At 44.5% G+C, this 20,525-nt stretch carries 22 protein-coding genes; 1 reads left to right on the top strand and 21 read right to left on the bottom strand.

The window, feature by feature from the left end; translation table 11 throughout:
* Window positions 1-901: 901 nt before the first annotated feature.
* From ylqF to smc, 12 genes are all read right to left on the bottom strand, one after another.
* Window positions 902-1,747, bottom strand: coding sequence for a ribosome biogenesis GTPase YlqF (ylqF, locus tag FHS45_RS04880; protein WP_062445818.1), 846 nt, complete (start codon window positions 1,745-1,747; stop codon window positions 902-904).
* A 15-nt stretch (window positions 1,748-1,762) separates the two neighbouring features.
* Window positions 1,763-2,323: a signal peptidase I gene (lepB, locus tag FHS45_RS04875; RefSeq protein ID WP_062445817.1), complete on the bottom strand. Its 561-nt coding sequence runs from the start codon at window positions 2,321-2,323 to the stop codon at window positions 1,763-1,765.
* 142 nt (window positions 2,324-2,465) lie between these two features.
* Window positions 2,466-2,810, bottom strand: coding sequence for a 50S ribosomal protein L19 (gene rplS, locus FHS45_RS04870; RefSeq protein ID WP_028782766.1), 345 nt, complete (start codon window positions 2,808-2,810; stop codon window positions 2,466-2,468).
* A gap of 129 nt (window positions 2,811-2,939) precedes the next feature.
* Complete coding sequence (gene trmD, locus FHS45_RS04865; RefSeq protein ID WP_062445816.1) at window positions 2,940-3,671, bottom strand: tRNA (guanosine(37)-N1)-methyltransferase TrmD; 732 nt, start codon at window positions 3,669-3,671, stop codon at window positions 2,940-2,942.
* Window positions 3,671-4,186 (bottom strand): ribosome maturation factor RimM, encoded by a 516-nt coding sequence (gene rimM, locus FHS45_RS04860; RefSeq protein WP_062445815.1) that lies wholly within the window; start codon window positions 4,184-4,186, stop codon window positions 3,671-3,673. Before rimM ends, trmD begins: the two co-directional genes overlap by 1 nt.
* Before the next feature lie 4 nt (window positions 4,187-4,190).
* Entirely contained in the window at window positions 4,191-4,577 is a 387-nt protein-coding gene (locus FHS45_RS04855) for a YlqD family protein (RefSeq protein ID WP_062445814.1), read from the bottom strand.
* Between the two features lie 103 nt (window positions 4,578-4,680).
* Window positions 4,681-4,908 carry a KH domain-containing protein gene (locus tag FHS45_RS04850; protein WP_062445813.1) on the bottom strand — a complete coding sequence of 76 codons (228 nt, stop codon included), beginning with the start codon at window positions 4,906-4,908 and terminating at the stop codon, window positions 4,681-4,683.
* A 15-nt stretch (window positions 4,909-4,923) separates the two neighbouring features.
* A complete protein-coding gene (gene rpsP / locus FHS45_RS04845; RefSeq protein WP_062445812.1) occupies window positions 4,924-5,196 on the bottom strand; it encodes a 30S ribosomal protein S16 in 273 nt (90 codons plus the stop codon).
* Between the two features lie 84 nt (window positions 5,197-5,280).
* Window positions 5,281-6,624, bottom strand: coding sequence for a signal recognition particle protein (gene ffh / locus FHS45_RS04840; protein ID WP_062445811.1), 1,344 nt, complete (start codon window positions 6,622-6,624; stop codon window positions 5,281-5,283).
* Window positions 6,625-6,637: 13 nt separating this feature from the next.
* On the bottom strand, window positions 6,638-6,958 hold the full coding sequence (locus FHS45_RS04835) for a putative DNA-binding protein (RefSeq protein WP_062445810.1): 321 nt from the start codon (window positions 6,956-6,958) through the stop codon (window positions 6,638-6,640).
* A gap of 75 nt (window positions 6,959-7,033) precedes the next feature.
* The gene (gene ftsY / locus FHS45_RS04830; protein WP_371872039.1) at window positions 7,034-7,990 is read right to left on the bottom strand and encodes a signal recognition particle-docking protein FtsY; all 957 of its coding nucleotides are present in this window, start codon (window positions 7,988-7,990) and stop codon (window positions 7,034-7,036) included.
* Between the two features lie 379 nt (window positions 7,991-8,369).
* Window positions 8,370-11,936, bottom strand: coding sequence for a chromosome segregation protein SMC (gene smc, locus FHS45_RS04825; protein ID WP_062445809.1), 3,567 nt, complete (start codon window positions 11,934-11,936; stop codon window positions 8,370-8,372).
* A 123-nt stretch (window positions 11,937-12,059) separates the two neighbouring features.
* Here smc and FHS45_RS04820 point away from each other — a divergent pair, with 123 nt between their 5' ends.
* Entirely contained in the window at window positions 12,060-12,281 is a 222-nt protein-coding gene (locus FHS45_RS04820; RefSeq protein ID WP_062445808.1) for a DUF1128 domain-containing protein, read from the top strand.
* A gap of 536 nt (window positions 12,282-12,817) precedes the next feature.
* On the opposite strand, the gene rnc is transcribed toward FHS45_RS04820, so the two are convergent.
* From rnc to FHS45_RS04775, 9 genes are all read right to left on the bottom strand, one after another.
* Window positions 12,818-13,510: a ribonuclease III gene (rnc, locus tag FHS45_RS04815; protein WP_062445807.1), complete on the bottom strand. Its 693-nt coding sequence runs from the start codon at window positions 13,508-13,510 to the stop codon at window positions 12,818-12,820.
* 81 nt (window positions 13,511-13,591) lie between these two features.
* Window positions 13,592-13,825 carry an acyl carrier protein gene (gene acpP, locus FHS45_RS04810; protein ID WP_062445806.1) on the bottom strand — a complete coding sequence of 78 codons (234 nt, stop codon included), beginning with the start codon at window positions 13,823-13,825 and terminating at the stop codon, window positions 13,592-13,594.
* A 102-nt stretch (window positions 13,826-13,927) separates the two neighbouring features.
* On the bottom strand, window positions 13,928-14,668 hold the full coding sequence (gene fabG / locus FHS45_RS04805; protein ID WP_062445805.1) for a 3-oxoacyl-[acyl-carrier-protein] reductase: 741 nt from the start codon (window positions 14,666-14,668) through the stop codon (window positions 13,928-13,930).
* The gene (gene fabD, locus FHS45_RS04800) at window positions 14,668-15,609 is read right to left on the bottom strand and encodes an ACP S-malonyltransferase (RefSeq protein ID WP_062445804.1); all 942 of its coding nucleotides are present in this window, start codon (window positions 15,607-15,609) and stop codon (window positions 14,668-14,670) included. The genes fabG and fabD overlap by 1 nt, the downstream gene beginning before the upstream one ends.
* Complete coding sequence (gene plsX, locus FHS45_RS04795) at window positions 15,606-16,613, bottom strand: phosphate acyltransferase PlsX (protein ID WP_062445803.1); 1,008 nt, start codon at window positions 16,611-16,613, stop codon at window positions 15,606-15,608. The genes fabD and plsX overlap by 4 nt, the downstream gene beginning before the upstream one ends.
* Window positions 16,613-17,188, bottom strand: coding sequence for a transcription factor FapR (fapR, locus tag FHS45_RS04790; RefSeq protein ID WP_062445802.1), 576 nt, complete (start codon window positions 17,186-17,188; stop codon window positions 16,613-16,615). The genes plsX and fapR overlap by 1 nt, the downstream gene beginning before the upstream one ends.
* A 254-nt stretch (window positions 17,189-17,442) precedes the next feature.
* Window positions 17,443-18,456 (bottom strand): ABC transporter ATP-binding protein, encoded by a 1,014-nt coding sequence (locus FHS45_RS04785; RefSeq protein ID WP_062445801.1) that lies wholly within the window; start codon window positions 18,454-18,456, stop codon window positions 17,443-17,445.
* A complete protein-coding gene (locus FHS45_RS04780; protein WP_062445800.1) occupies window positions 18,453-19,394 on the bottom strand; it encodes a C40 family peptidase in 942 nt (313 codons plus the stop codon). Before FHS45_RS04780 ends, FHS45_RS04785 begins: the two co-directional genes overlap by 4 nt.
* Window positions 19,387-20,505, bottom strand: a complete 1,119-nt coding sequence (locus tag FHS45_RS04775; RefSeq protein WP_062445799.1) for a mandelate racemase/muconate lactonizing enzyme family protein — start codon at window positions 20,503-20,505, stop codon at window positions 19,387-19,389. Before FHS45_RS04775 ends, FHS45_RS04780 begins: the two co-directional genes overlap by 8 nt.
* Window positions 20,506-20,525: the final 20 nt, after the last annotated feature.

Genomic DNA, 20,525 nt, shown 5'->3' with positions numbered 1-20,525 from the left:
GTACATTCTCCTATCCTTATTCTATTTATCGGAAGTTTCTTTTTAATATCAAGACTCTGTTAAACGTTATTGATCTATCACAAGAGGTTTATTCCATTGAACGCCCGAAAAGTCGAAGACTTGATTTGAAGATACCAAGGGTTCTTTACCTTAATAGCGGGAGGGTTGGCTGGGAAACTACTCGCTTTCCAGCTCCATCGCCTAGACACTCGCGACATAAGCAGTCCATCAACGGGAAGAAAGACCACTTCCCTTTTGCTGTTCTGCTTACGCGTGTCGTGTCTCCCAAGGCGATTACGCATTCATTTCTTTCCTGCGGGGGAACCGGCAAGCCTCCTCAGTCGTTTTACTCCTTCTGAGGTCTCGCCTGGATCCTTCTCCCGCGGGAGTCTCCTAGTTTCCCAACCAACCCATCCGAAGGATAAGAGAAACGAACCCATACCATATTGAAAATGTCTTCTACTTTTTATTGATTATTGAACAAAAACGCGGTTTTAAGCTCACATTTCATGCTTAGCTCACTCTTTGTTTGAAGAACGCTATAACGATGTTTCCGTTTCTCCTATAAACGCAAGGAGGTCCGGGAAATTGCGAGACTCCTCGAAAATGCTACACATTTCCTTCGTGCGGTGTTTATTCAAGAAGCTTATTCAAAGTCCTGTGGGATGAACATGAGCGGTGAGATCCCGCAAGGCGAAGCCTGAGGAAGCTCACCACATGCCCACGGAAAGCGAGTGATTTCCCGGACCCCCAGAGGCTCTCATCCATAACGGAAACAGTTTCTCTCGAAACTGAGCCTTCAATTAAAGGGAGCTTATATATAAAATCAATACGGGATTTTACCGAGTTAATATCAAAGAAAAAAGCGCACTTTTGAGGTCAAAAATGCGCTCTTATACTATTACTCTGTGGGAACATCGAAGGTAATGCGGCCCAGTTTGCCTGACCTCAGGTCCTGAATAATGACTTCGGCCGTTTTCTCATAATTGACACGTGCTCCTGCTTCCAGGCAGCCACGCCGTTTCCCAATCGTTTCGAAAGCCTCGATCATGTCCTCAAAATTCGAGAAACCAAACCTTTCCTTTAAAAGATCGGGATAAAAATTCTTCAGATAGTCTAATATATAAGCTGCTACATCCTCAATCGGTAATATTTGATCTTTAATCGTACCGATAGCAGCAAGACGGTAGCCTACTTCTTCATCTTCGAACTTCGGCCATAGAATACCTGGTGTATCCAAAAGCTCAAAATCCTTCTTGACTTTAATCCATTGCTGGCTGGTTGTGACACCAGGACGATCGCCTGTTTTAGCGATTTTCTTATTGGCAAGACGGTTGATCAGAGTGGATTTCCCTACATTCGGTATCCCTAGAATCATAGCTCTGGCTGGCCGTGGATTTATCCCTTTGGCTTTCATTTTGTTCATTTTTTCTTGAGCCATTTGCTTGGCAAGGTTGATTAGCGCCTGGATATCTTTTTTTTCCTGGGCGTTAACTGCTACCGCAGAAACGTTATCATTCTTGAATGTTTCCATCCACTGCTCAGACAACTTAGGGTCTGCAAGGTCTTTCTTCATCATAACGATCATCTTTGGTTTTGTCTGAAGTAATTGCTGAAGCATCGGATTCTGTGATGATTCCGGTGCTCTGGCATCGACAAGTTCGATGACGAAATCGACCAGCTTTAATTTTTCTGCTACTTCTCTTTTTGCTTTGGCCATGTGGCCAGGGAACCATTGTATTGTCATAACATCACCTTATTCTTAATCTGCGAGCCGGATGCGATCGAGTGGCCAATAAGTAAATACTGCCTCCCCGACTATTTGATCCATAGGAACGACACCGAACATACGGCTGTCTGTCGAATTATTACGGTTATCTCCCAGGACGAATACATGCCCTTCCGGGACTGTTTCATACCCTTCATCCGTTACTTGTTCTAACGTGAAATCCTGGGTTAGAATCTGATTCTCGGCCAGCTGTTCTTTTCTTTCCTTCAGGTAAGGTTCAGCCACTCTTTCTCCATTGATATACAACTCATCATTCTCGACAGCTACATGATCTCCCGGAACCCCAATTACCCGTTTGATATAATCTCGTCTCTCTGTGGCGTGAAATACGACAATATCAAAGCGTTCCGGCTTTCCCAGCGTGTAATTGATCTTACTGACAATCAGATGGTCATTATTTTCCAATGTCGGAAGCATTGATGGCCCTTCGACAACAACCGGAGCAAATAGTACAACCCTTACCAAAATGGCTAGTATGGCAGCGATCAGGAATGCTTTGATCCATTCCATCCATGCATTTTTCATGAAGGCCATCCCTTTCCTCTAAACTAACTGTTCCTGCTAAGTTAACTTTCATTAAGTTCCAGAACTACTTTAAGCTTTTAACAAAGTTAAGCTTTCTTAATGTACAAGTAGAAAAAAGGAGCTTGGCGTCTGCAAGCTCCTTCCTGGTTCATTAGATGATTTCTTTAATACGTGCTGCTTTACCACGCAGGTTGCGTAGATAGTATAGCTTCGCACGACGAACTTTACCACGACGTGTACGTTCGATTTTCTCGATACGTGGGGAATGTAGCGGGAATGTACGCTCGATTCCTACACCGTAAGAAATTTTACGTACAGTGAATGTTTCGCTGATTCCGCCGTTTTGACGCTTGATTACAACGCCTTCGAATACCTGGATACGCTCGCGAGTTCCTTCCACGACTTTAACGTGGACCTTCACAGTGTCACCAGGACGAAAATCAGGATGGTCTGTACGAAGTTGATCTTTTGTAATTTCGTTAATCAAATCTTGCATCCTATTTCACTCCTTCCAAACTAATGCTCTTGACTAACTAGGAGACAGCGGAACATCGTTTTCCGCTTAAACCGACGTTTAAGCACAAAATTTAATATATCATAGATTCTTTGCTACTGCAACAAGCTGTCAGCTATTTTCCCATTTTTCTATCCACGATTTTTCTTCCCCGGTCAATTCCCTTTCTTCTAGCAGGTCTGGCCTGCGCTCCCATGTACGGTACAACGACTGCTGATGCCGCCATTTTTCGATTCGGGCATGATCACCTGACAATAATATGTCCGGGACTTTCATTCCCCTAAAATCGGCTGGACGGGTATAATGAGGGTGTTCAAGTAAACCATTAGAAAAAGAATCTTCCGGTGCAGACTGTTTGTTACCGAGTGCCTCAGGCAATAAGCGTACGACCGAATCGATCACAACCATCGCACCAAGCTCTCCACCTGTCAGTACATAATCACCAATAGACAGCTCGTCCGTAATGATATGCTGACGGATACGTTCGTCATAGCCTTCATAATGGCCACATAGAAAAATTAAATGCTCTTCTTCGGAAAGCTCTAATGCTTTACTCTGCGTATGTGTCTCTCCTTGTGGGCACATCAGGATGACACGAGGCTTCGAGTTCCGTTTCTTCTTTACCGTTTCCACTGCATCGAACAGCGGCTGGGGAGTAAGCACCATTCCGGCACCTCCACCGTATGGATAGTCATCAACCTTCTGGTGTTTATTATTACTATGATCCCGGAAGTTGATGAAATCATAACTGAAAATATCGCGCTCTTGCGCTTTTTTCAAAATAGAGTTATTCAATACGCCTTCAAACATTTCTGGAAACAACGTCAGAATATCAATATGCATCAGTCAAGCAGCCCTTCTATTGGATCAATGACAATCCTTCCTTCTTCTATGTCCACTTGCTTCACGACATCATCGATATATGGAATAAGGACATCAGACTTTCCTTCTCGCTCTACGACCCAGACATCATTCGCTCCTGGAGTGAGGATTTCTTTTACTTCTCCAAGTTCTGTTCCATCAACATGGAAGACACGGCAGCCGATAATTTCATGGAAATAATATTCTCCCTCTTCTAAATCCGACAACTGCTCCTCACGAATCTGAAGGATGCCGCCTTTTAAGCGCTCGACATCATTGATTGTCGGGAGTCCTTCAAACGTGATCAGATCAAACCCTTTATGCTCACGGTGACCGGAGACAATCAATTTCTCCGGTTTCCCGCCGTCCTTCACCCAATACAAAGGCGCTCCTGGCTGGAACCTATCGTCAAAGTCGGTGATGCGAATCACTTTCACTTCTCCTTTGATTCCGTGCGTATTGACAATTTTCCCTACATTGTACATTTGCAGTTCCATTTCATTACCTCGCTTGAATTACTATTCCATCTTTTATGACGATTGTCTGATGTTCGTATATTTCATCCCATCTGGCACCTTCGGTTACTTCAACAATCGCTTCGACTTCTTCGATGAACAATTCGCTGCCCTCTGGCAGTATTTCTAGTTGCTGGAGTTTATATTCTACCCAGTTCATCTTTTCTTTGCGAAGTTTGATTTCCTGTGTAAACCGTTTTTCAATTTCACTTGGTGAGATGTCACTTCTTTTCTCAAGCTTTCGCTGTTCAAAACGCAGCTGCTGGCATTCACGGTCATATCTTTGATATCTTGATTGGAAATCATGTGACAGCTGTTCTTTACTGTCTGCAGTCAGTACTTGTTTTACAGGAATTTTTTTAATAATTTTCATGTTCCTGCCCCTTTTTCTCAAAGCTTTCCGTTCTGGTTCCATACATCAATAAATTAAAAAGTAAATTGTAAAAAAGGGAAAGGTAATTGCTCCCTCTCCCTCATTACATGATATCCAAGTAAATTCTCTTTTTAGAGTCTGACCCTGCTGCGTAAACAACTGTCCGGATCGCTTTTGCTATCCGACCGTTCTTTCCAATCACCTTGCCGACATCCTCCTGGTTAACCGTCAAATGATAAACGATTTTGCGTTCCTCTTCTTTGACGTCTACCTGGATGTCTTCCGGGTAATCGACTAGCGGATTGACAATAGTTTCAATCAAGGCTTTCATGGTATCACCACTACTTTACTTTTGGTTTTTTGCTTCGTGGAACTTCGTCATGATGCCTTCATTTGAGAATAGGTTACGAACCGTGTCGCTTGGCTTAGCACCATTAGTCATCCAGTTCAAAGCTTTTTCTTCATCAATATCAACCTCAACTGGGTTAGCTACTGGATTATATGTGCCAATTTGTTCAATGAAACGTCCATCACGAGGAGAACGTGAATCAGCTACAACTACACGGTAGAATGGGTTACGTTTTGATCCCATGCGCTTTAGGCGAATTTTTACTGCCATCTTTAAGCACCTCCATAAATTATTAATGTTTCGCACAAGTTTAGATTTTAGCAGATGTTTTTCTGTGTGTAAAGGATTTTTCCATTACATGAACGGAAAATTCATTCCCTTGCCTTTTTTTCCTTTTTGCATGTTGGTCATTTGTTTCATCATTTTCTTCATTTCTTCAAACTGTTTCAGAAGTCGGTTGACCTCAGATACGGATGTTCCGGAACCTTTAGCGATCCGGCGTTTACGACTTGCATTCATTAGAGATGGATCCTGCCGTTCTTTCTTCGTCATTGACTGGATGATTGCTTCTACATGCGAGATTTGTTTGTCGTCAATTTGCGCATTCTTCAGACCCTTCATCTTGTTGGCTCCTGGAATCATATCGAGTAGTTCATCCAATGGTCCCATGCTTCGGACTTGTCCCATTTGTTCCAGAAAGTCATCAAAGGTGAAAGAAGCCGAGCGCATTTTCTGTTCTAATTCTTTCGCACGGTTTTCGTCTACACTATCCTGAGCTTTTTCGATCAGGGTCAGCACATCTCCCATACCAAGAATACGGGATGCCATCCGCTCAGGATGGAAGGCTTCCAACTGATCGAGTTTTTCACCCATACCGGCGAATTTGATCGGTTTGCCTGTTACAGCCTTAATGGACAATGCGGCACCACCACGGGTGTCCCCATCAAGTTTCGTCAATACAACACCACTGACTTCCAGCTGTTCATCAAAACTTTCAGCAACATTGACAGCGTCCTGACCGGTCATGGCATCGACGACAAGGAAGATTTCATCCGGTTGGACATTTTCTTTGATTTGCTGCAGTTCTCCCATCAAATCGCTATCAACATGAAGACGGCCAGCCGTATCGATGATGACGTAGTCATTGTGGTTTTCTTTCGCTTCGGCGATCGCTTCATTGGCAATATCAACCGGATCGGCATCCGTACCTTTTGCATAGACAGGCAAATCCAATTGCTTGCCGAGTGTCTGAAGCTGATTGATGGCTGCAGGACGATAAACGTCAGCCGCTACAAGTAACGGTTTACGATTGTGTTTTTTACGCAGGTGGTTGGCAAGTTTCCCGGTAGTGGTCGTCTTACCGGCACCTTGAAGACCGACCATCATGATGACGGTCGGGGGGCGCTTGGCAACTGCGATCTTACTTTCGTCACCGCCCATCAAATCGGTCAATTCTTCTTTAACCACTTTGATTACCTGCTGACCTGGTGTCAGGCTTTCCATTACTTCCTGACCGATGGCCCGCTCTTTCACGCGTTTGACAAAGTCTTTGACGACCTTGAAGTTGACGTCTGCCTCAAGGAGGGCAAGACGGACTTCCCGGGTCATTTCTTTTACATCTTGTTCGGTTACCTTCCCTTTACCTTTGATCCGTTGGATTGTATTTTGTAAACGGTCGGCTAAACCTTCAAATGCCATAGAAGGAGCCCTCCTAATCTAAGTCTTTTAATCGTTCGAGTGAATCCAGAACTTCTTTCTGATCTGTGAGTTTACCTTGCAGCTCTTCAATCAATTGCTGCCTTTCCTGGAACTTCGCATACAAGTTCAATTTTTCCTCGTATTCTTCCAGCATGGCTTCTGTACGGCGGATATTGTCATAGACAGCCTGCCGCGAGACATGGAATGTCTCAGAGATTTCACCAAGAGAATAATCTTCTAAATAATACAATTCCATATAGTTCCGTTGTTTAGGTGTCAGCAACGTCTGATAAAAATCAAAAAGATAATTAATTCTGGTCGTCTTCTCCAGCACGGCAACCACTCCTTGTTAAGTGAAATGCCTTTACATATATGAATATTACAGAATGAAAGGCATAGCTGTCAAGCATCACTGCTCTTTTTCTTCATCATGGGCTTCCACCATATCAGCGAACAGGCCATAGACAAATGCATGGGCATCAAACTGTTGAAGATCGGTGACTTTCTCACCAAGCCCTACCAGTTTAACAGGAATCTCCAGCTCATTACGAATTGCAAGCACAATTCCCCCTTTAGCTGTACCATCCAGTTTCGTCAACACAATTCCCGATACAGCAGTAGCTTCCGAGAATGTCTTCGCCTGACTCATCGCATTCTGTCCGGTAGTCGCATCCAGCACAAGGAGTACTTCATGAGGAGCAGTTGGCACTTCCCGCTCGATGACACGTTTCACTTTAGCTAATTCATTCATTAGATTGACTTTGTTCTGAAGTCGTCCGGCAGTATCGCATAGCAGGACGTCTGCGTTTCGGGATTTGGCTGCCTGGATGGCATCAAATATGACTGCAGCCGGGTCACTTCCGGCGCTATGCTTCACGACATTGACGCCAACTCGCTCGCCCCAGGCATCCAGCTGTTCAATGGCCCCGGCACGGAACGTATCCCCTGCCGCGAGCATGACATTTTTTCCTTCGCTTTTTAACTGGTGGGCAAGTTTACCAATCGTAGTCGTTTTTCCAACGCCGTTAACTCCGACAAACAGGACGATCGACAAACCATCATGATTAATATTCAATTCTTCCATTTCTTCGCTGTCGTCATCGCCATAATAGATTTCAACAAGCTTCTCGGAAATAACTTCCCTTACTTGTCTAGTATCTTTGATATTCCGTCTCTTTACTTCCATTTCCAGCTCATCAATCATTTCCATTACCGTGGTAACGCCGACATCAGCAGAAATAAGGATTTCCTCTAAATCCTCGAAAAAATCTTCATCGACCGTGCGGTAACGGGCAACCAGATCATTAATCCTTCCAGAGAAGGAGTCCCTCGTTTTTGTCAGACCGATACGGAACTTAGCCGCAATTGATTTCTCTCGTGCAGAATGGTCTGTTTCCGGTTCTTCCACCTGAGGCGTCTCGTCTTCGACAGGAAGGGCCGGAGCAGCCTCTGGCTCTTCGAGCTGCTCTTTAGTCTCTGGGGTAGTATCCAGTTGTTTTACAGGTTCTTCTTCGGTGTCCTCTTCCTCGATTCCTGTCTCTTCCTCCACAACTGGTTGATCATCTGGTATAGAGTCTGTTTCTGCAGGCCTAGATTCTTCTGGCGTTTCTGTTTTTTCAATATCTGAATGTTGTTCTTCCAGATCCTCTGCCTGCTCTTTCTCCAGTTCTTTCAAATCTTGCTCAAAAGGATCTAAAATGAATTTGTCTTTTAACTTTTTGAAAAAGCTCATCCAATCTTCCTTTCTATACTCCTAATAAGTCAGCCGATTCTTCTAATCTCACAGAAACCAGCTTTGAAACGCCGGATTCCTGCATCGTAACACCGTAAAGCACATCCGATTCTTCCATCGTGCCTTTCCGGTGGGTAATGACGATAAATTGTGTTTTTTCACTGAATACTTTCAAATAGCGAGCGAACCGGTCGACATTGGCGTCATCCAGGGCCGCTTCTACTTCATCCAGTACACAGAACGGTACAGGGCGTACCCTTAGGATAGCGAATAGTAGAGCGATGGCAGTCAACGCGCGCTCGCCCCCTGACAATAGGCTGAGATTTTGAAGCTTCTTGCCCGGTGGCTGCGCTACAATATCCACACCAGTTTCAAGCATATTGTCAGGATCCGTCAAACGAAGGTCGGCTCGTCCACCTCCGAATAATTCGGTGAAAACGACGGAGAATTCCTGTTTAATTTGGGTGAATGTTTCTTCGAACCTGCGATGCATTTCCCCATCCATTTCAGAAATGACAGAATAAAGTGTATCTTTCGCTTCGTTCAGGTCGGCCTGTTGGTCTTTCAAAAACTGATAGCGTTCCTGGATGCGATCAAACTCATCAATGGCACCTAGATTGACAGTCCCCAGCTCTTCAATCGCACGCTTGATCAATTTCACTTTCGTCGTGCTGGTATTGATATCTGTCGCACGTTCATATTCCTGCTGTGCGCGTTCAAAAGTAAGGAAATATTCTTTTTGCAAATAGCCCAGCATGTTTTCAAGTTCAACATCCATTCGGTTCGCTTTGACCTCTTTGTCCTGGATGTCCTGAACATAGTGATGATGGGTACGATTTTGCTCTTTCAGTTCCTGATCTTTCTGCTTAATGTGCTCAGCATGTTCGTTCCTTTTATGTCTTTGGCTCGCGATTTGTGCGGCTGTCTCTTCTTTGTCGGACTTTTTATCCTGAATAGAGGCTTCTAATTCGGCTTCTGTCTGTTTATTGTTGGCTATATCCATCAACTGACTGTACTGCTGACGGTTTTCTTCCAGGCTTTGCTCCAGTTCGGCTTTTTGTTCCCTCAGTCCTTGCCACTTCTCCTGATAATATTTCACATCAGAATCTTGCTCTGTGAGTTTGACCTGCAACTCATGCTGCCTGGCTTTCAAACTTTCTTTGTTTTCGGACTGTCGTTTTTCCGTTTCTGTTAACGTATCGATTTGCTGTTGAGCCTTTGTCAACTGTACTTCCAGATCCTCCAGTTCAACAGCCAGATCAGCCAGACGAGCTTTTAATTGATCACGATCCTGTTCGTATTGTTCCTGGTCCTGATCAAACAAAACCAATTGATCATTTACGTTATCATGCTTCACTTGGACTTCACGAAGGACTGCCCGCTTTTCCTGCTCCTGTTCTTTTAAATTGTCTTTAGAAGCACGGAGTTCCTGTAATGTTTCCTTCTGATCTTCATTCATTTGCTTTAATTGCTGCATCTCTTGTTCTGCAGCCCTTGTTTTCTGTTCAAAAGAGGATAGTTTATCATGCAGTTCCTGCAGTTCTCTTTCTCTCGTAAACAAGGACTGATTTGTTTTCTTTTTTGCTCCTCCAGTCATCGCTCCGCCTGGATTGATGACGTCTCCTTCTAAAGTTACAATACGGAAGCGCCGCTGCATCGCTTGTGCTAATTTGTTTGCTGTCTCTAAATCTTCCGCGATAACAATGTGGCCCAGGAGGTGACGAATGGCCCGGTCGTATTGTTGGCCGAAATCAACTAAATCAGCAGCTACTCCTACAAACCCGGGCTGGCCGTTAATTCGGGCTGTCATATCTGCAGGAATAAATCGGGGCTGGATTGTTTCCAGCGGCAAAAATGTCGCTCTCCCTTTATTATGCTGACGAAGCCAGTGGATCGCCTGGCGGGCAGCAGCTTCATTGGTCATGATGACGTGCTGCGCCTGTGCACCCAGCGCTGTCTCGATGGATGTAATTAAATTGCCAGGGACATCGATTAATTCAAGGACTGCACCTTCAATTCCCTGAATGTATTGCTGTTCTCGCGCTTTCAATACTTCTTTAACGCCTTGGAAATACCCGGAGAAATCCTCTTTCATTTCTTCCAGCATTTCTTTCTTTGATTTAAGCTTTTCGACATATTGGTACCCTTGATAAAGTTTGCTTTGCAACTCCTGGTATCTGGTTTGGCTGGTGTTCAGTTTTTCTTCCAGAGCAGCCAGTTGCTTCTCTTTTTTTACCCGCTGTTCGGAGATTTGGTTGACTTCCTGTTCAATCTCTTCTTTTCTGGCGATCAACCGCTCCCTTTCTTCACGCATATCTTTGAATTTATCTCTTTGCACTTCACTTTTTGAGCCGATTTGATCCAGTTGACGGGAAACCGACTGCTTTTCATTTCGTTTGGCAGCCTGTTCATTCAATAATTCAATATAGTCACCTTTCAACTCTTCTATCTGTTCTCCGATATCCTGACTCTCCAGCTCCAGCTGTCTGGTTGTTTCTTTATAAGCCTTTCTAGTTTCTGCTTGCTGTTTTTTTCTTTCTTTTAGTTCTGCTTCGTGTTTTTCACACACTGCTTTCGTCTGCTCCAGACGGGACGATAGCTGAGTAAACTCTTCTTCCAGCTTTACTTTATTCTCTTCAAAATGCTTGAATTGTTCTTTGACGAGCTGCTTTTTCCCTTCGAGATTCTCCAGCTCCTGAGTCAGGGTGAGTAGTTTCTCTTGAAGTTTTTCTATCGACTCATCCAAGATTAATACTTGATCCCGCTCTTTTTCCACTACGGATTCTTTCTCTTCGATAGCCGCTTTGATTTCAGCTTCTTTAACTTTCATTTCTTCCAGATTGTCCAATAAGTCCTGCCATTCGTTGTTCAGCGTTTCTATTTGGGCGATCAATAATGATATCTCTACGTGTTTTAATTCCTCTTTTTTCTCCAGGTAGTCTTTGGCGATGGCCGCCTGTTCTTTCAAAGGTTCGAGCTGGCCTTCTATCTCATGAATAATATCTTCGACCCTGTTGAGGTTTTCCTGTGTTTCGGCCAGCTTGTATTCTGCCTTTTTCTTACGCTGTTTGTATTTCAGCACACCAGCAGCTTCTTCAAAGATACTACGCCGTTCTTCGGCTTTCGAACTTAAGATTTCCTCTACTTTTCCCTGACTGATAATAGAAAAGGCTTCCCGGCCTAAACCAGAATCCATAAACAGATCAACGATATCCTTGAGGCGGCAAGGCTGTTTATTAATATAAAAAGCACTTTCACCCGATCGATAGACTCTCCGGGTGACACTGACCTCCTGGTAATCAAGCGGCAGTGTCTGATCTTCATTATCCAATGTCAGGGTTACTTCCGCCATATTCAAGGCATTTCTCGTATCACTGCCGGCAAATATGATGTCTTCCATCTTACTGCCACGAAGGGACCGGGCGGATTGCTCACCGAGCACCCAGCGGATAGCGTCGGTAATGTTACTTTTCCCGCTTCCGTTCGGTCCGACAACAGAAGTGACACCTGGCACGAAGTCAACGGTGACCCTTTCGGCAAAAGATTTGAATCCAATGGTATCTAAACGTTTGAGGAACATCTGCATCCTCCTATGTAATTAACTTTCATGTAGTTTTAAGCTTGCATTTCAACTCATTTATTTTATCATAAACATTAGGGCTATAGAAGAAGCCAATCAACCCCGCAATGAGGAGGAATCGTCGTGAGCTTGAATGAACCCACGCAAGAAAACTTAGAAACGATCATCAATGACCTGGCTGACCGTCTGCAGGTAGTCAACCGTTCGATTATGGACCCTGCCGATTATGACCTGGACAATTATGATGAAATCAAATCCCTGCATGACATGATTGTTACAAAGGGACAGCTGAGTGTCTCAGAGACACAGGCATTTGTCGAAGAGTTAGGCAACTACCGGAAATAATAGGGAAAGCTTAGAAAAACAAGGCTTATCGCCAAGAACTTATGGCGAAAGCCTTAGTATTTTCTTATACTTTAACCCTTTGACAAATTTAAATTTTCTTAAAGTGCAACAGAAAGCCGCGCAGCATTTGCGCGGCTTTGTTATAGACTAGGAAATTATAAACTTGTCTTTTTGTAGACAACGTTAGATTGTGAGTCTCATCCAGCTCCGACGCACAGGACGTGCTAGTGCCGATGACGCCACAGGACGTGGCGTTTTCATCGGCCAGCGCCTACCCCCTCGAGGTCTTAAGTCAATCCTCTCTGTGATTAGTAAAACTTGGCTTATCGCCAATGCTTTATGGCGAAAGCCTTAGTTTTACTTATACTTTAAACCTTTTTAAACTTAATTGGTCTAAAAGTACAAAGAACGTCACGGCGAGGCTTGTCTTAAGCTTGTCGGAGGCCTGCAGGATGCAGGTCAGTTCGACGTTGGCACAGGACGTGCCGTTTTTTTAGTCGAACGTCCTTACTAGCAAGGCGCTTGCGCTTTTGTTACTACTTACATGCTCCTGCTTTTCGGAGTGCTTCTTCAGCTGCTTTTTGTTCTGCTTCTTTTTTTGTGCGGCCGATGCCTATGCCGGCGGTCTCATCCTGAATACGGACATGGGCTACGAATTCTCGATTATGGGCCGGGCCAAGCTCTTCCATAATCTCATATTCGATTACCCTGTTCTTTTCCCGCTGCACTACTTCCTGCAATTGGCTTTTGAAATCCATCGCATGCGAAAAAGCACCTTTTTTCACCTTTGGATATACATATTTCTCCAAAAAGGCAAGGACTGCCTCGTACCCCTGATCCAGATAAAGAGCACCAATAAATGCTTCAAATACATCCGCAAGCAAGGCTGGGCGATTTCTGCCGCCTGTCATCTCTTCCCCTTTTCCTAATTGGATCAGCTCACTGAAATTCAATTCATCAGCAAACCGTACCAGAGAGATTTCACAGACGATTGAAGCGCGAAGCTTCGTCAACTCGCCTTCACTCATGTCCGGGTACTTACGGTAAAGATACTGGGAGACACCAAGTTCCAGCACAGCGTCACCAAGAAATTCGAGACGCTCATTATCCTTACGCTCTGTCTTACGATGCTCATTCACATAAGATGAATGGGTAAATGCTTGTTTTAAAAGTTCGATATTTTCGAAGTGGATACCAATTTTCTTTTGAAAGGTTGAAAAGTCCTCCATCGCTCACCTAAACCCTTTCAGTTAGTATTGACGACATATAGGAAGGGCTGTCCAGATATTGGACAGCACCTTGCCAAACTGTTATTGGATGCTGTTTATGTAATTCACAGCGTCACCAACAGTATTAATTTTTTCTGCTTCTTCATCAGCGATCTCCGTATCGAATTCATCTTCAAGCTCCATAACAAGCTCAACTACATCCAAAGAATCCGCTTCAAGATCATCTTTGAAGGAAGCCTCCATTGTGACCTTAGATTCATCTACATCAAGACGATCGACAATGATTTGTTTGACACGATCAAATGTATCTGCCATAAGACTTCACCTCCCTTCCGTTATTATAAATGAGTTTTCCTCGAAAAACTAGATGATTCAAATATTTATGATTTCAACCGGCAAATTTAACCGGATAAATCCTTACATAACCATGCCGCCATCAACATGAAGCGTCTGTCCAGTCATATAGCTGCTGTCCTCAGAAGCAAGGAAGCGAACCACATTGGCGATATCTTTTCCTTCTCCTAAACGGTTAAGCGGGATCATCTTAAGCATTTCCTCCCGCTGCTCTTCTGTCAGCTCATCTGTCATGTCAGTTGTAATGAAACCAGGAGCTACAGCATTAACAAGGATATTCCTTGTAGCAAGTTCCTTGGCATTGGATTTGGTCATACCGATTACTCCAGCTTTAGCAGCTACGTAATTAGCCTGACCCGGGTTTCCGGACACACCTACGATAGAAGCGATGTTGATGATACGTCCGCTTTTTTGTTTCATCATCTGGCGGGTTACAGCTTTAGTAGTCAGAAACACGCCTTTCAGATTTGTATCAATTACTTGATCGAATTCCTCTTCTTTCATCCGCATCAGTAAATTATCCTTCGTGATGCCAGCGTTATTAACTAATATATCAAGACGGCCGAATGCTTCAATCGTTGTTTTAACCATATCTTTAACTTCGGCTTCCTTCGATACATTTGCCTGGATTTTCACAGCTTTTCCGCCATTAGCCTCTATCTCATCTACCACTTCCTGCGCCTTCGCTTCACTGCCCGCATAGTTTACCGCAACCGCGGCCCCTTTATCAGCTAATTCCAGCGCAATGGCACGTCCAATTCCTCGGGAAGCGCCTGTGACAAGTGCTACTTGATTTTCCAGCATTATGAATCCTCCTTATACCAATCGATGAATGCTTGTAATGTTTCTGGATCCTGAATTTGGAATGTCTTCATTCTGCGTTTAACTTTTCGAACCAATCCGCTCAATACTTTACCATGTCCGACTTCCACAATAGCGTCAATATCCTGTTCGACAAACTTTTCTAAAATTTGCTGGAAGCGGACAGGAGAATACAGCTGCTCGATTAACAATTCTTCGATCATTTGCTTATCAGTTACAGGTTCAGCTGTCACGTTGGCATATACCGGAATAGAAGCATCAGAAAGTTCCGTGTTCTTCAGAGCTTCAGAAAAGTCTTCGCTCGCCGGTTTCATTAGACGTGAATGGAAAGGACCACTGACATTCAGCGGCAGGACACGTTTTGCTCCTGCTTCCTTCAGTTGTTCAGAAGCTTGATCCACCCCTTCTTTACTGCCGGAGATAACAATTTGGCCAGGGCAATTGATGTTCGCTAAATCAACGACTTCATCGTCCTTCATACCATCCAAAACGTTCTGGATTGCATCTTGATCCAGCCCTAACACTGCTGCCATGGCTCCCTTACCAGTCGGGTAGGCATGTTCCATCAACTGGCCGCGCTTCTGCACCAGTGCAGCCGCTGCAAGCGGCTTAAGTGCCTTTGAGGCCACCAGTGCGCTATACTCACCAAGGCTGTGGCCGGCAGTCATTACCGGTTCAATTCCTTCTTTTTCAAGCAGGCTGACAATCGCTGCACTATTGATTAACAGTGCCGGCTGAGCATGTTCCGTTTTTGTCAGCTCATCCTGGGGCCCCTCAAACATAAGTTTCGTTAGAGGGACTTTTAACTCCTCATCTGCCTGTTCAAATAAGTCTTTCACTTCATCATAAGTTTCATACAAAGCCTTCCCCATGCCGACTTCCTGAGAACCCTGGCCCGGGAAAACAAAAGCTACGCGTTTCATGCTTCTTCCTCCTCTGTTCCATGAATACTTTTCACTGTTTCAGCTATTTTCGTGGTAACATCCTCTTCGGCCATATGGGTCGCTTGCCTGATTGCATTGAAAACTGCCCGGGCATTGGACGAGCCATGTGCTTTGATGACCGGGGCAGAAAGCCCGAATAGACCAGCGCCTCCATATTCCGAATAGTCAAGTTTATCTTTCAACTGTTTCAAATCATTTTTGACAAGACCAGCAGCAAGTTTCGTTTTGAAATTGGACATGAATGTTTCTTTAATCATCGAAAACATCGTCATCGCTGTACCTTCAATTGTTTTTAAGGCGATGTTGCCACTGAATCCGTCGGTTACCACAATATCCGCCACTCCATCAAGGAGGTCACGGGCTTCGACATTCCCGACAAACTCTACCGGTGCTTCTTTCAATCCGGCAAATGCTTTTTTAGCAAGGTCACTGCCTTTGCCATCTTCCGTGCCAACATTCAATAAGCCAACTTTCGGCTGCTTGATTCCTCTGACTTTCTCCGAGTAGATGGAACCCATGATCGCATATTGTACGAGGTGCTGCGCTTTAGCATCAACATTAGCGCCGACATCAAGGAGAAGGAATCCTTTTCCATCTACCGTCGGGAGTGTCGGACTCAACGCCGGGCGTTCGATTCCCTTGATTCTGCCGACAATGAACAGGCCAGCGCTCATCAATGCTCCAGTATTACCTGCAGAAATACAAGCATCCGCTCTTCCTTCTTTCACTTCCTGTGCCATAAGTACCATCGAAGCTTGTTTTTTACGGCGTACGGCCCGGACCGGTTCATCCTCGCTTGTAATTTTTTCTTTTGTATGTATAATCGTTATATTTTTTGTATCCTTTATTAATGGCTTGATTTGTTCCTCATCCCCAACCAGGGTGATTTGAAGCTGTTCATTTGCCTCAACTGCCTGGATGGCACCTTTGACGATTTCTACAGGTGCATGGTCGCCACCCATCGCATCGATTGCGATTCTCATTATTCCTGCCCCCTCTGTTGATTCGAACGAAACATTTCAAATATACCGGAGAACACTTTTTCATTATCGACAAAACTGTTTACTTCTACAACCGTCCGCCCTTTTTCGTCTACCCCGGTAACTGAAGCTTTAGCAACGACCCTTTCCCCTTTTGTCACCTGTCGGGTAAACCGTATTTCCGCTTTTGCCGTAAGCGCCAATTCATCATTGATGACCGCTACCGCCAATGAATTCCCCTGGGCAAACAAATGATGGCCCCGGGCGATATCATTTCGGGAAAATACATGCTCACGGTCAATATCCAAAATGGAAATAGCTCGCTGATCCAACTCTAAATCTATTATTTCACCGATCACTTCTTCAATGGGTAATGCTTTTACGGTTTCATTCCATTCATTTCTTGCCACAGATTTGATCCTTTCCCGAAGTTCCGGAATGGAAAGCTCCATCCGATCCAGTCGTATCGTCTGGATACTGACGCCGAACTTCTTAGCCAGGTCTTCATCGGTAATGAATGGCGTGGATTCGATGGTTTCTTTTAATTCTTTTTGCCTTGTGCGTTTATCCTTTTTCATATCTTTAATCCACCGTCCGAATTGTGACTAGGTACTAATAGTAATATATAATACCAAATGGGTGAATGCAAGGATAAGCATTATTAAAGGGCTCAATATGCTCAGCGTCATGTCTTGGTGGAACCACTTATGTTTTTTAAAAATATTTCAGCTTGCCTGTTTAAGATATCTATTTGCTGCAATACGTTAGCAATCCTTACAAAAAAAGGCTGCACCGATTAGTCATCAGAGACTTGCCGGAGAGCCTTTGTTGCTTAATTCATTAGTTTACGTTTATCTTTTAATGGCGTCTTGTCTTCTATGCCATCATTATAAAGGTGACATGCTACAAAATGGTTGTGACCGACGGCCTGCCACACAGGTTTGGTCGTGGCACAGGCCTCCATCGCCATGGGACAGCGTGTTCGGAAAACACAGCCACTTGGAGGATCGATTGGGCTTGGCAGTTCCCCTTCGAGAATCATCCGCTCCCGTTTCTCTTCTACATCAGGATCTGGTATTGGAATCGCTGACAGCAAGGCTTGTGTATAGGGATGTTTTGGGTTTTCATAAAGGCTGTCACTGTCCGTCAACTCTACCAGATGTCCTAAATACATGACACCAATGCGGTCCGAGATATGGCGTACCATCGAAAGATCGTGAGCGATAAAAAGATAGGTCAGTCCTTTTTCTTCCTGCAGCCTCTCTAATAGATTTACCACTTGCGCCTGAACAGAAACATCAAGCGCGGAAATCGGTTCGTCTGCGATGATGAAATCGGGATTCAATGCCAAGGCCCGGGCAATCCCAATCCGCTGCCTTTGACCGCCACTGAATTCATGGGGATACCGTGTTGCGTGGTTCCGGTTCAGCCCTACTTCTTCCAGCAGTTCATAAACCCGCTCCATCCGCTGTTTTTTATTAGAATATAAATCATGCACAATCATCGGTTCAGAGATTATTTCACCGACTGTTGAGCGTGGATTCAGTGAGGCATAAGGATCCTGAAAGATCATCTGCATGTTCCGATAGAACTGAAATTTTCCCTCTTCATCCAATTGGTGAACGTCATTTCCTTCATACAACACATTTCCGTCTGTACGATTGTATAGTCCCATGATCGTTCTTCCGATCGTGGACTTTCCACAACCGGATTCACCTACCAGCCCAAACGTTTCCCCCTGGTAGACGTCAAAGCTCACTCCATCGACAGCTTTAAGTAAACGCCCTTTCCCCAGGTTGAAGTGCTTCTTCAATTCGTTTACTTGCAGAATCGTTTTGTTATTCATGCTGGTCCCTCCGTCTCCTGCCAGTACCGTCTGGCTGCACAAAGTTCTTTCTCATAAATCGTACCTGTTAATGAAGTTATTTCGATTCCTTTGCCAGTGCTTGGCGAATGGATCATCTTCCCTTCTTCATGGTAGATGCCGACGTGATGAATCCTGCCTTTTCCTTCTTCATATGCAAAAAACAACAAGTCGCCCGGCATCAGGTGATCGAAAGATATTTCCACCCCTGCCATAGCCTGGTCAGTGGCATCCCTCGGTATTTGGTAGCCTGCAGCTTTATGCATGTTGTAGGCAAAACCGGAACAGTCATAACCATAGGCACTCATGCCGCCCCAAAAATAAGAAAGTCCTGTGAATGCCTCTCCCATACGAACAATATTCGTGCCGTTTTCTTTCTTCATCCCAAGGGATTCGGAATAGATGGTAATGTCCTTTTTCTCCAGATATGCTGTGCCATGGGGAGAGCTGACCCGGACGGAATCTTCCAGAATCTCTTGTACAGGAAGTGTCGTCATATAGCTTAATTCGAGGATGGGTTTGCCCGTTTCCTTTTGCAGGGTACTCATCTTTGTAGCGACAACGGCTGATTTTTCTCTTTCCCAAAACTCCCTCGTAATCGGCTGCAGTTGCGTCATCGGAACCCAGCCAGGGTAGCCGCGTTCATCTTTTTTGGATGGTTGTGACGGTATGATGACATGCGCCCAATCTTCACTTTTATCCGTAACCAGCACTTCTTCTCCATATAATAGTTGGGATTGTACCAGGTTTTTATCGCACAGCTCGAGCCGCTTTTCTTTTGTTAATAGGGCCAGCCATTCCTTTAATTTTACAGGATTGGTCAACCCGGGCTCATCAAGTTTCCGCGGGGAATTCGGTGATGTCCATACCGTAGCGACAGAAACGTTGACGATATAGTTTTCATGTGTTCCTTCAAGCATTGGAAACACTCCCTTTATTCTGGATGTATTGTTTTTTTATCTCCGAAATACCAAGACCGCTGCTTTCTTCCGGCAAGTGAATCCGTTTCCCCTGGTAATGGATTCCGCCTTCCACTATGTCATCCGCCAGCATCAGCGGTGCATCGAAATCGTAACGGGTGACATTTTTCTGACTGGCAGCAAAGTGGCTAGCAGCGGTAATACCAAGCTTCGTCTCAATCATGCTCCCTACCATGCATTCTACTCCAAAGCTTTCTGCCAAGGTGCATATTTTCATAGCGTGATAGATGCCACCACTTTTCATCAGCTTGATGTTAATGAAATCGGCACTCTCTGATTCCAGCACTTTTCTGGCATCATACATGGAGAATACACTTTCATCAGCCATGATTGGTGTATCAACATGGTCTTTCACTTGTTTCAATCCTTGAAGATCATGAGCTTTAACCGGCTGTTCTACTAATTCTATGTTCAGATCAAGGTCTTCCATTTTTCTGATGGCATAGATGGCTTCTTTCGGTTTCCAGCCTTGATTGGCATCGAGGCGGATCACTGCAGCTTCCCCTGCTGCCTGGCGGACAGCCTTGATTCTTTGAATATCCGTTTCGATATCATCTTTGCCCACCTTCACCTTTAAAGCAGTAAACCCATTTTGTATGTAGCGTGCAGCGTCGTCTGCCATTTCTTCGACTTCATTGACACTTACGGTATAGTCGGTTTCCAAACGGTTGCGATATCCACCAAGAAACTGGAATAGGGGCATACCTGCAAACTGACTGAGACAATCATATAAGGCCATATCTACTGCTGCTTTTGCACTCGTATTTCCAACCAAAACTGTGTGGAGGATTTCAAAAACCCTCTCCCTCCCCAAGAGAGAGTGTCCAATCAAATTTGGAGCAATAATTTTTTTAATAGCGGTTTCGATACTATCCAGACTTTCTCCTGTAATCACATGCGTTGGCGGTGCTTCTCCCCATCCGGTGATTCCTTCATTACAGGTCATTTTCACTACGATCGCTTCCGCTTCGGTTACTGTCCGGAGTGCAGTTTTGAAAGGGGTATGTAAGGGGACAGCAATACGCATCGTTTCTATTTTTTTAATATGCATTAGAGCACTCCTCTACTCAT

It is taken from the genome of Thalassobacillus devorans (genome assembly GCF_011761345.1).
GTDB lineage: Bacteria > Bacillota > Bacilli > Bacillales > Halobacillaceae > Thalassobacillus > Thalassobacillus devorans.
This window is presented reverse-complemented; position numbering and strand designations above follow the sequence as displayed.

What these genes read in the sequence shown, in the direction of transcription:
- fabG (WP_062445805.1), bottom strand. Translation starts at nt 14,668, where the DNA reads ATGCTGGAAAATCAAGTAGCACTTGTCACAGGCGCTTCCCGAGGAATT.
- FHS45_RS04785 (WP_062445801.1), bottom strand. Translation starts at nt 18,456, where the DNA reads ATGAATAACAAAACGATTCTGCAAGTAAACGAATTGAAGAAGCACTTC.
- rimM (WP_062445815.1), bottom strand. Translation starts at nt 4,186, where the DNA reads ATGGAACTGCAAATGTACAATGTAGGGAAAATTGTCAATACGCACGGA.
- rpsP (WP_062445812.1), bottom strand. Translation starts at nt 5,196, where the DNA reads ATGGCAGTAAAAATTCGCCTAAAGCGCATGGGATCAAAACGTAACCCA.
- smc (WP_062445809.1), bottom strand. Translation starts at nt 11,936, where the DNA reads ATGTTCCTCAAACGTTTAGATACCATTGGATTCAAATCTTTTGCCGAA.
- lepB (WP_062445817.1), bottom strand. Translation starts at nt 2,323, where the DNA reads ATGGCCTTCATGAAAAATGCATGGATGGAATGGATCAAAGCATTCCTG.
- acpP (WP_062445806.1), bottom strand. Translation starts at nt 13,825, where the DNA reads ATGGCAGATACATTTGATCGTGTCAAACAAATCATTGTCGATCGTCTT.
- ylqF (WP_062445818.1), bottom strand. Translation starts at nt 1,747, where the DNA reads ATGACAATACAATGGTTCCCTGGCCACATGGCCAAAGCAAAAAGAGAA.
- fabD (WP_062445804.1), bottom strand. Translation starts at nt 15,609, where the DNA reads ATGAAACGCGTAGCTTTTGTTTTCCCGGGCCAGGGTTCTCAGGAAGTC.
- rplS (WP_028782766.1), bottom strand. Translation starts at nt 2,810, where the DNA reads ATGCAAGATTTGATTAACGAAATTACAAAAGATCAACTTCGTACAGAC.
- FHS45_RS04855 (WP_062445814.1), bottom strand. Translation starts at nt 4,577, where the DNA reads ATGAAAATTATTAAAAAAATTCCTGTAAAACAAGTACTGACTGCAGAC.
- FHS45_RS04850 (WP_062445813.1), bottom strand. Translation starts at nt 4,908, where the DNA reads ATGAAAGCCTTGATTGAAACTATTGTCAATCCGCTAGTCGATTACCCG.
- FHS45_RS04780 (WP_062445800.1), bottom strand. Translation starts at nt 19,394, where the DNA reads ATGCTTGAAGGAACACATGAAAACTATATCGTCAACGTTTCTGTCGCT.
- rnc (WP_062445807.1), bottom strand. Translation starts at nt 13,510, where the DNA reads ATGGAGGACTTTTCAACCTTTCAAAAGAAAATTGGTATCCACTTCGAA.
- fapR (WP_062445802.1), bottom strand. Translation starts at nt 17,188, where the DNA reads ATGAAAAAGGATAAACGCACAAGGCAAAAAGAATTAAAAGAAACCATC.
- FHS45_RS04775 (WP_062445799.1), bottom strand. Translation starts at nt 20,505, where the DNA reads ATGCATATTAAAAAAATAGAAACGATGCGTATTGCTGTCCCCTTACAT.
- trmD (WP_062445816.1), bottom strand. Translation starts at nt 3,671, where the DNA reads ATGCATATTGATATTCTGACGTTGTTTCCAGAAATGTTTGAAGGCGTA.
- plsX (WP_062445803.1), bottom strand. Translation starts at nt 16,613, where the DNA reads ATGAGAATCGCAATCGATGCGATGGGTGGCGACCATGCACCTGTAGAA.
- ffh (WP_062445811.1), bottom strand. Translation starts at nt 6,624, where the DNA reads ATGGCATTTGAAGGTTTAGCCGACCGTTTACAAAATACAATCCAACGG.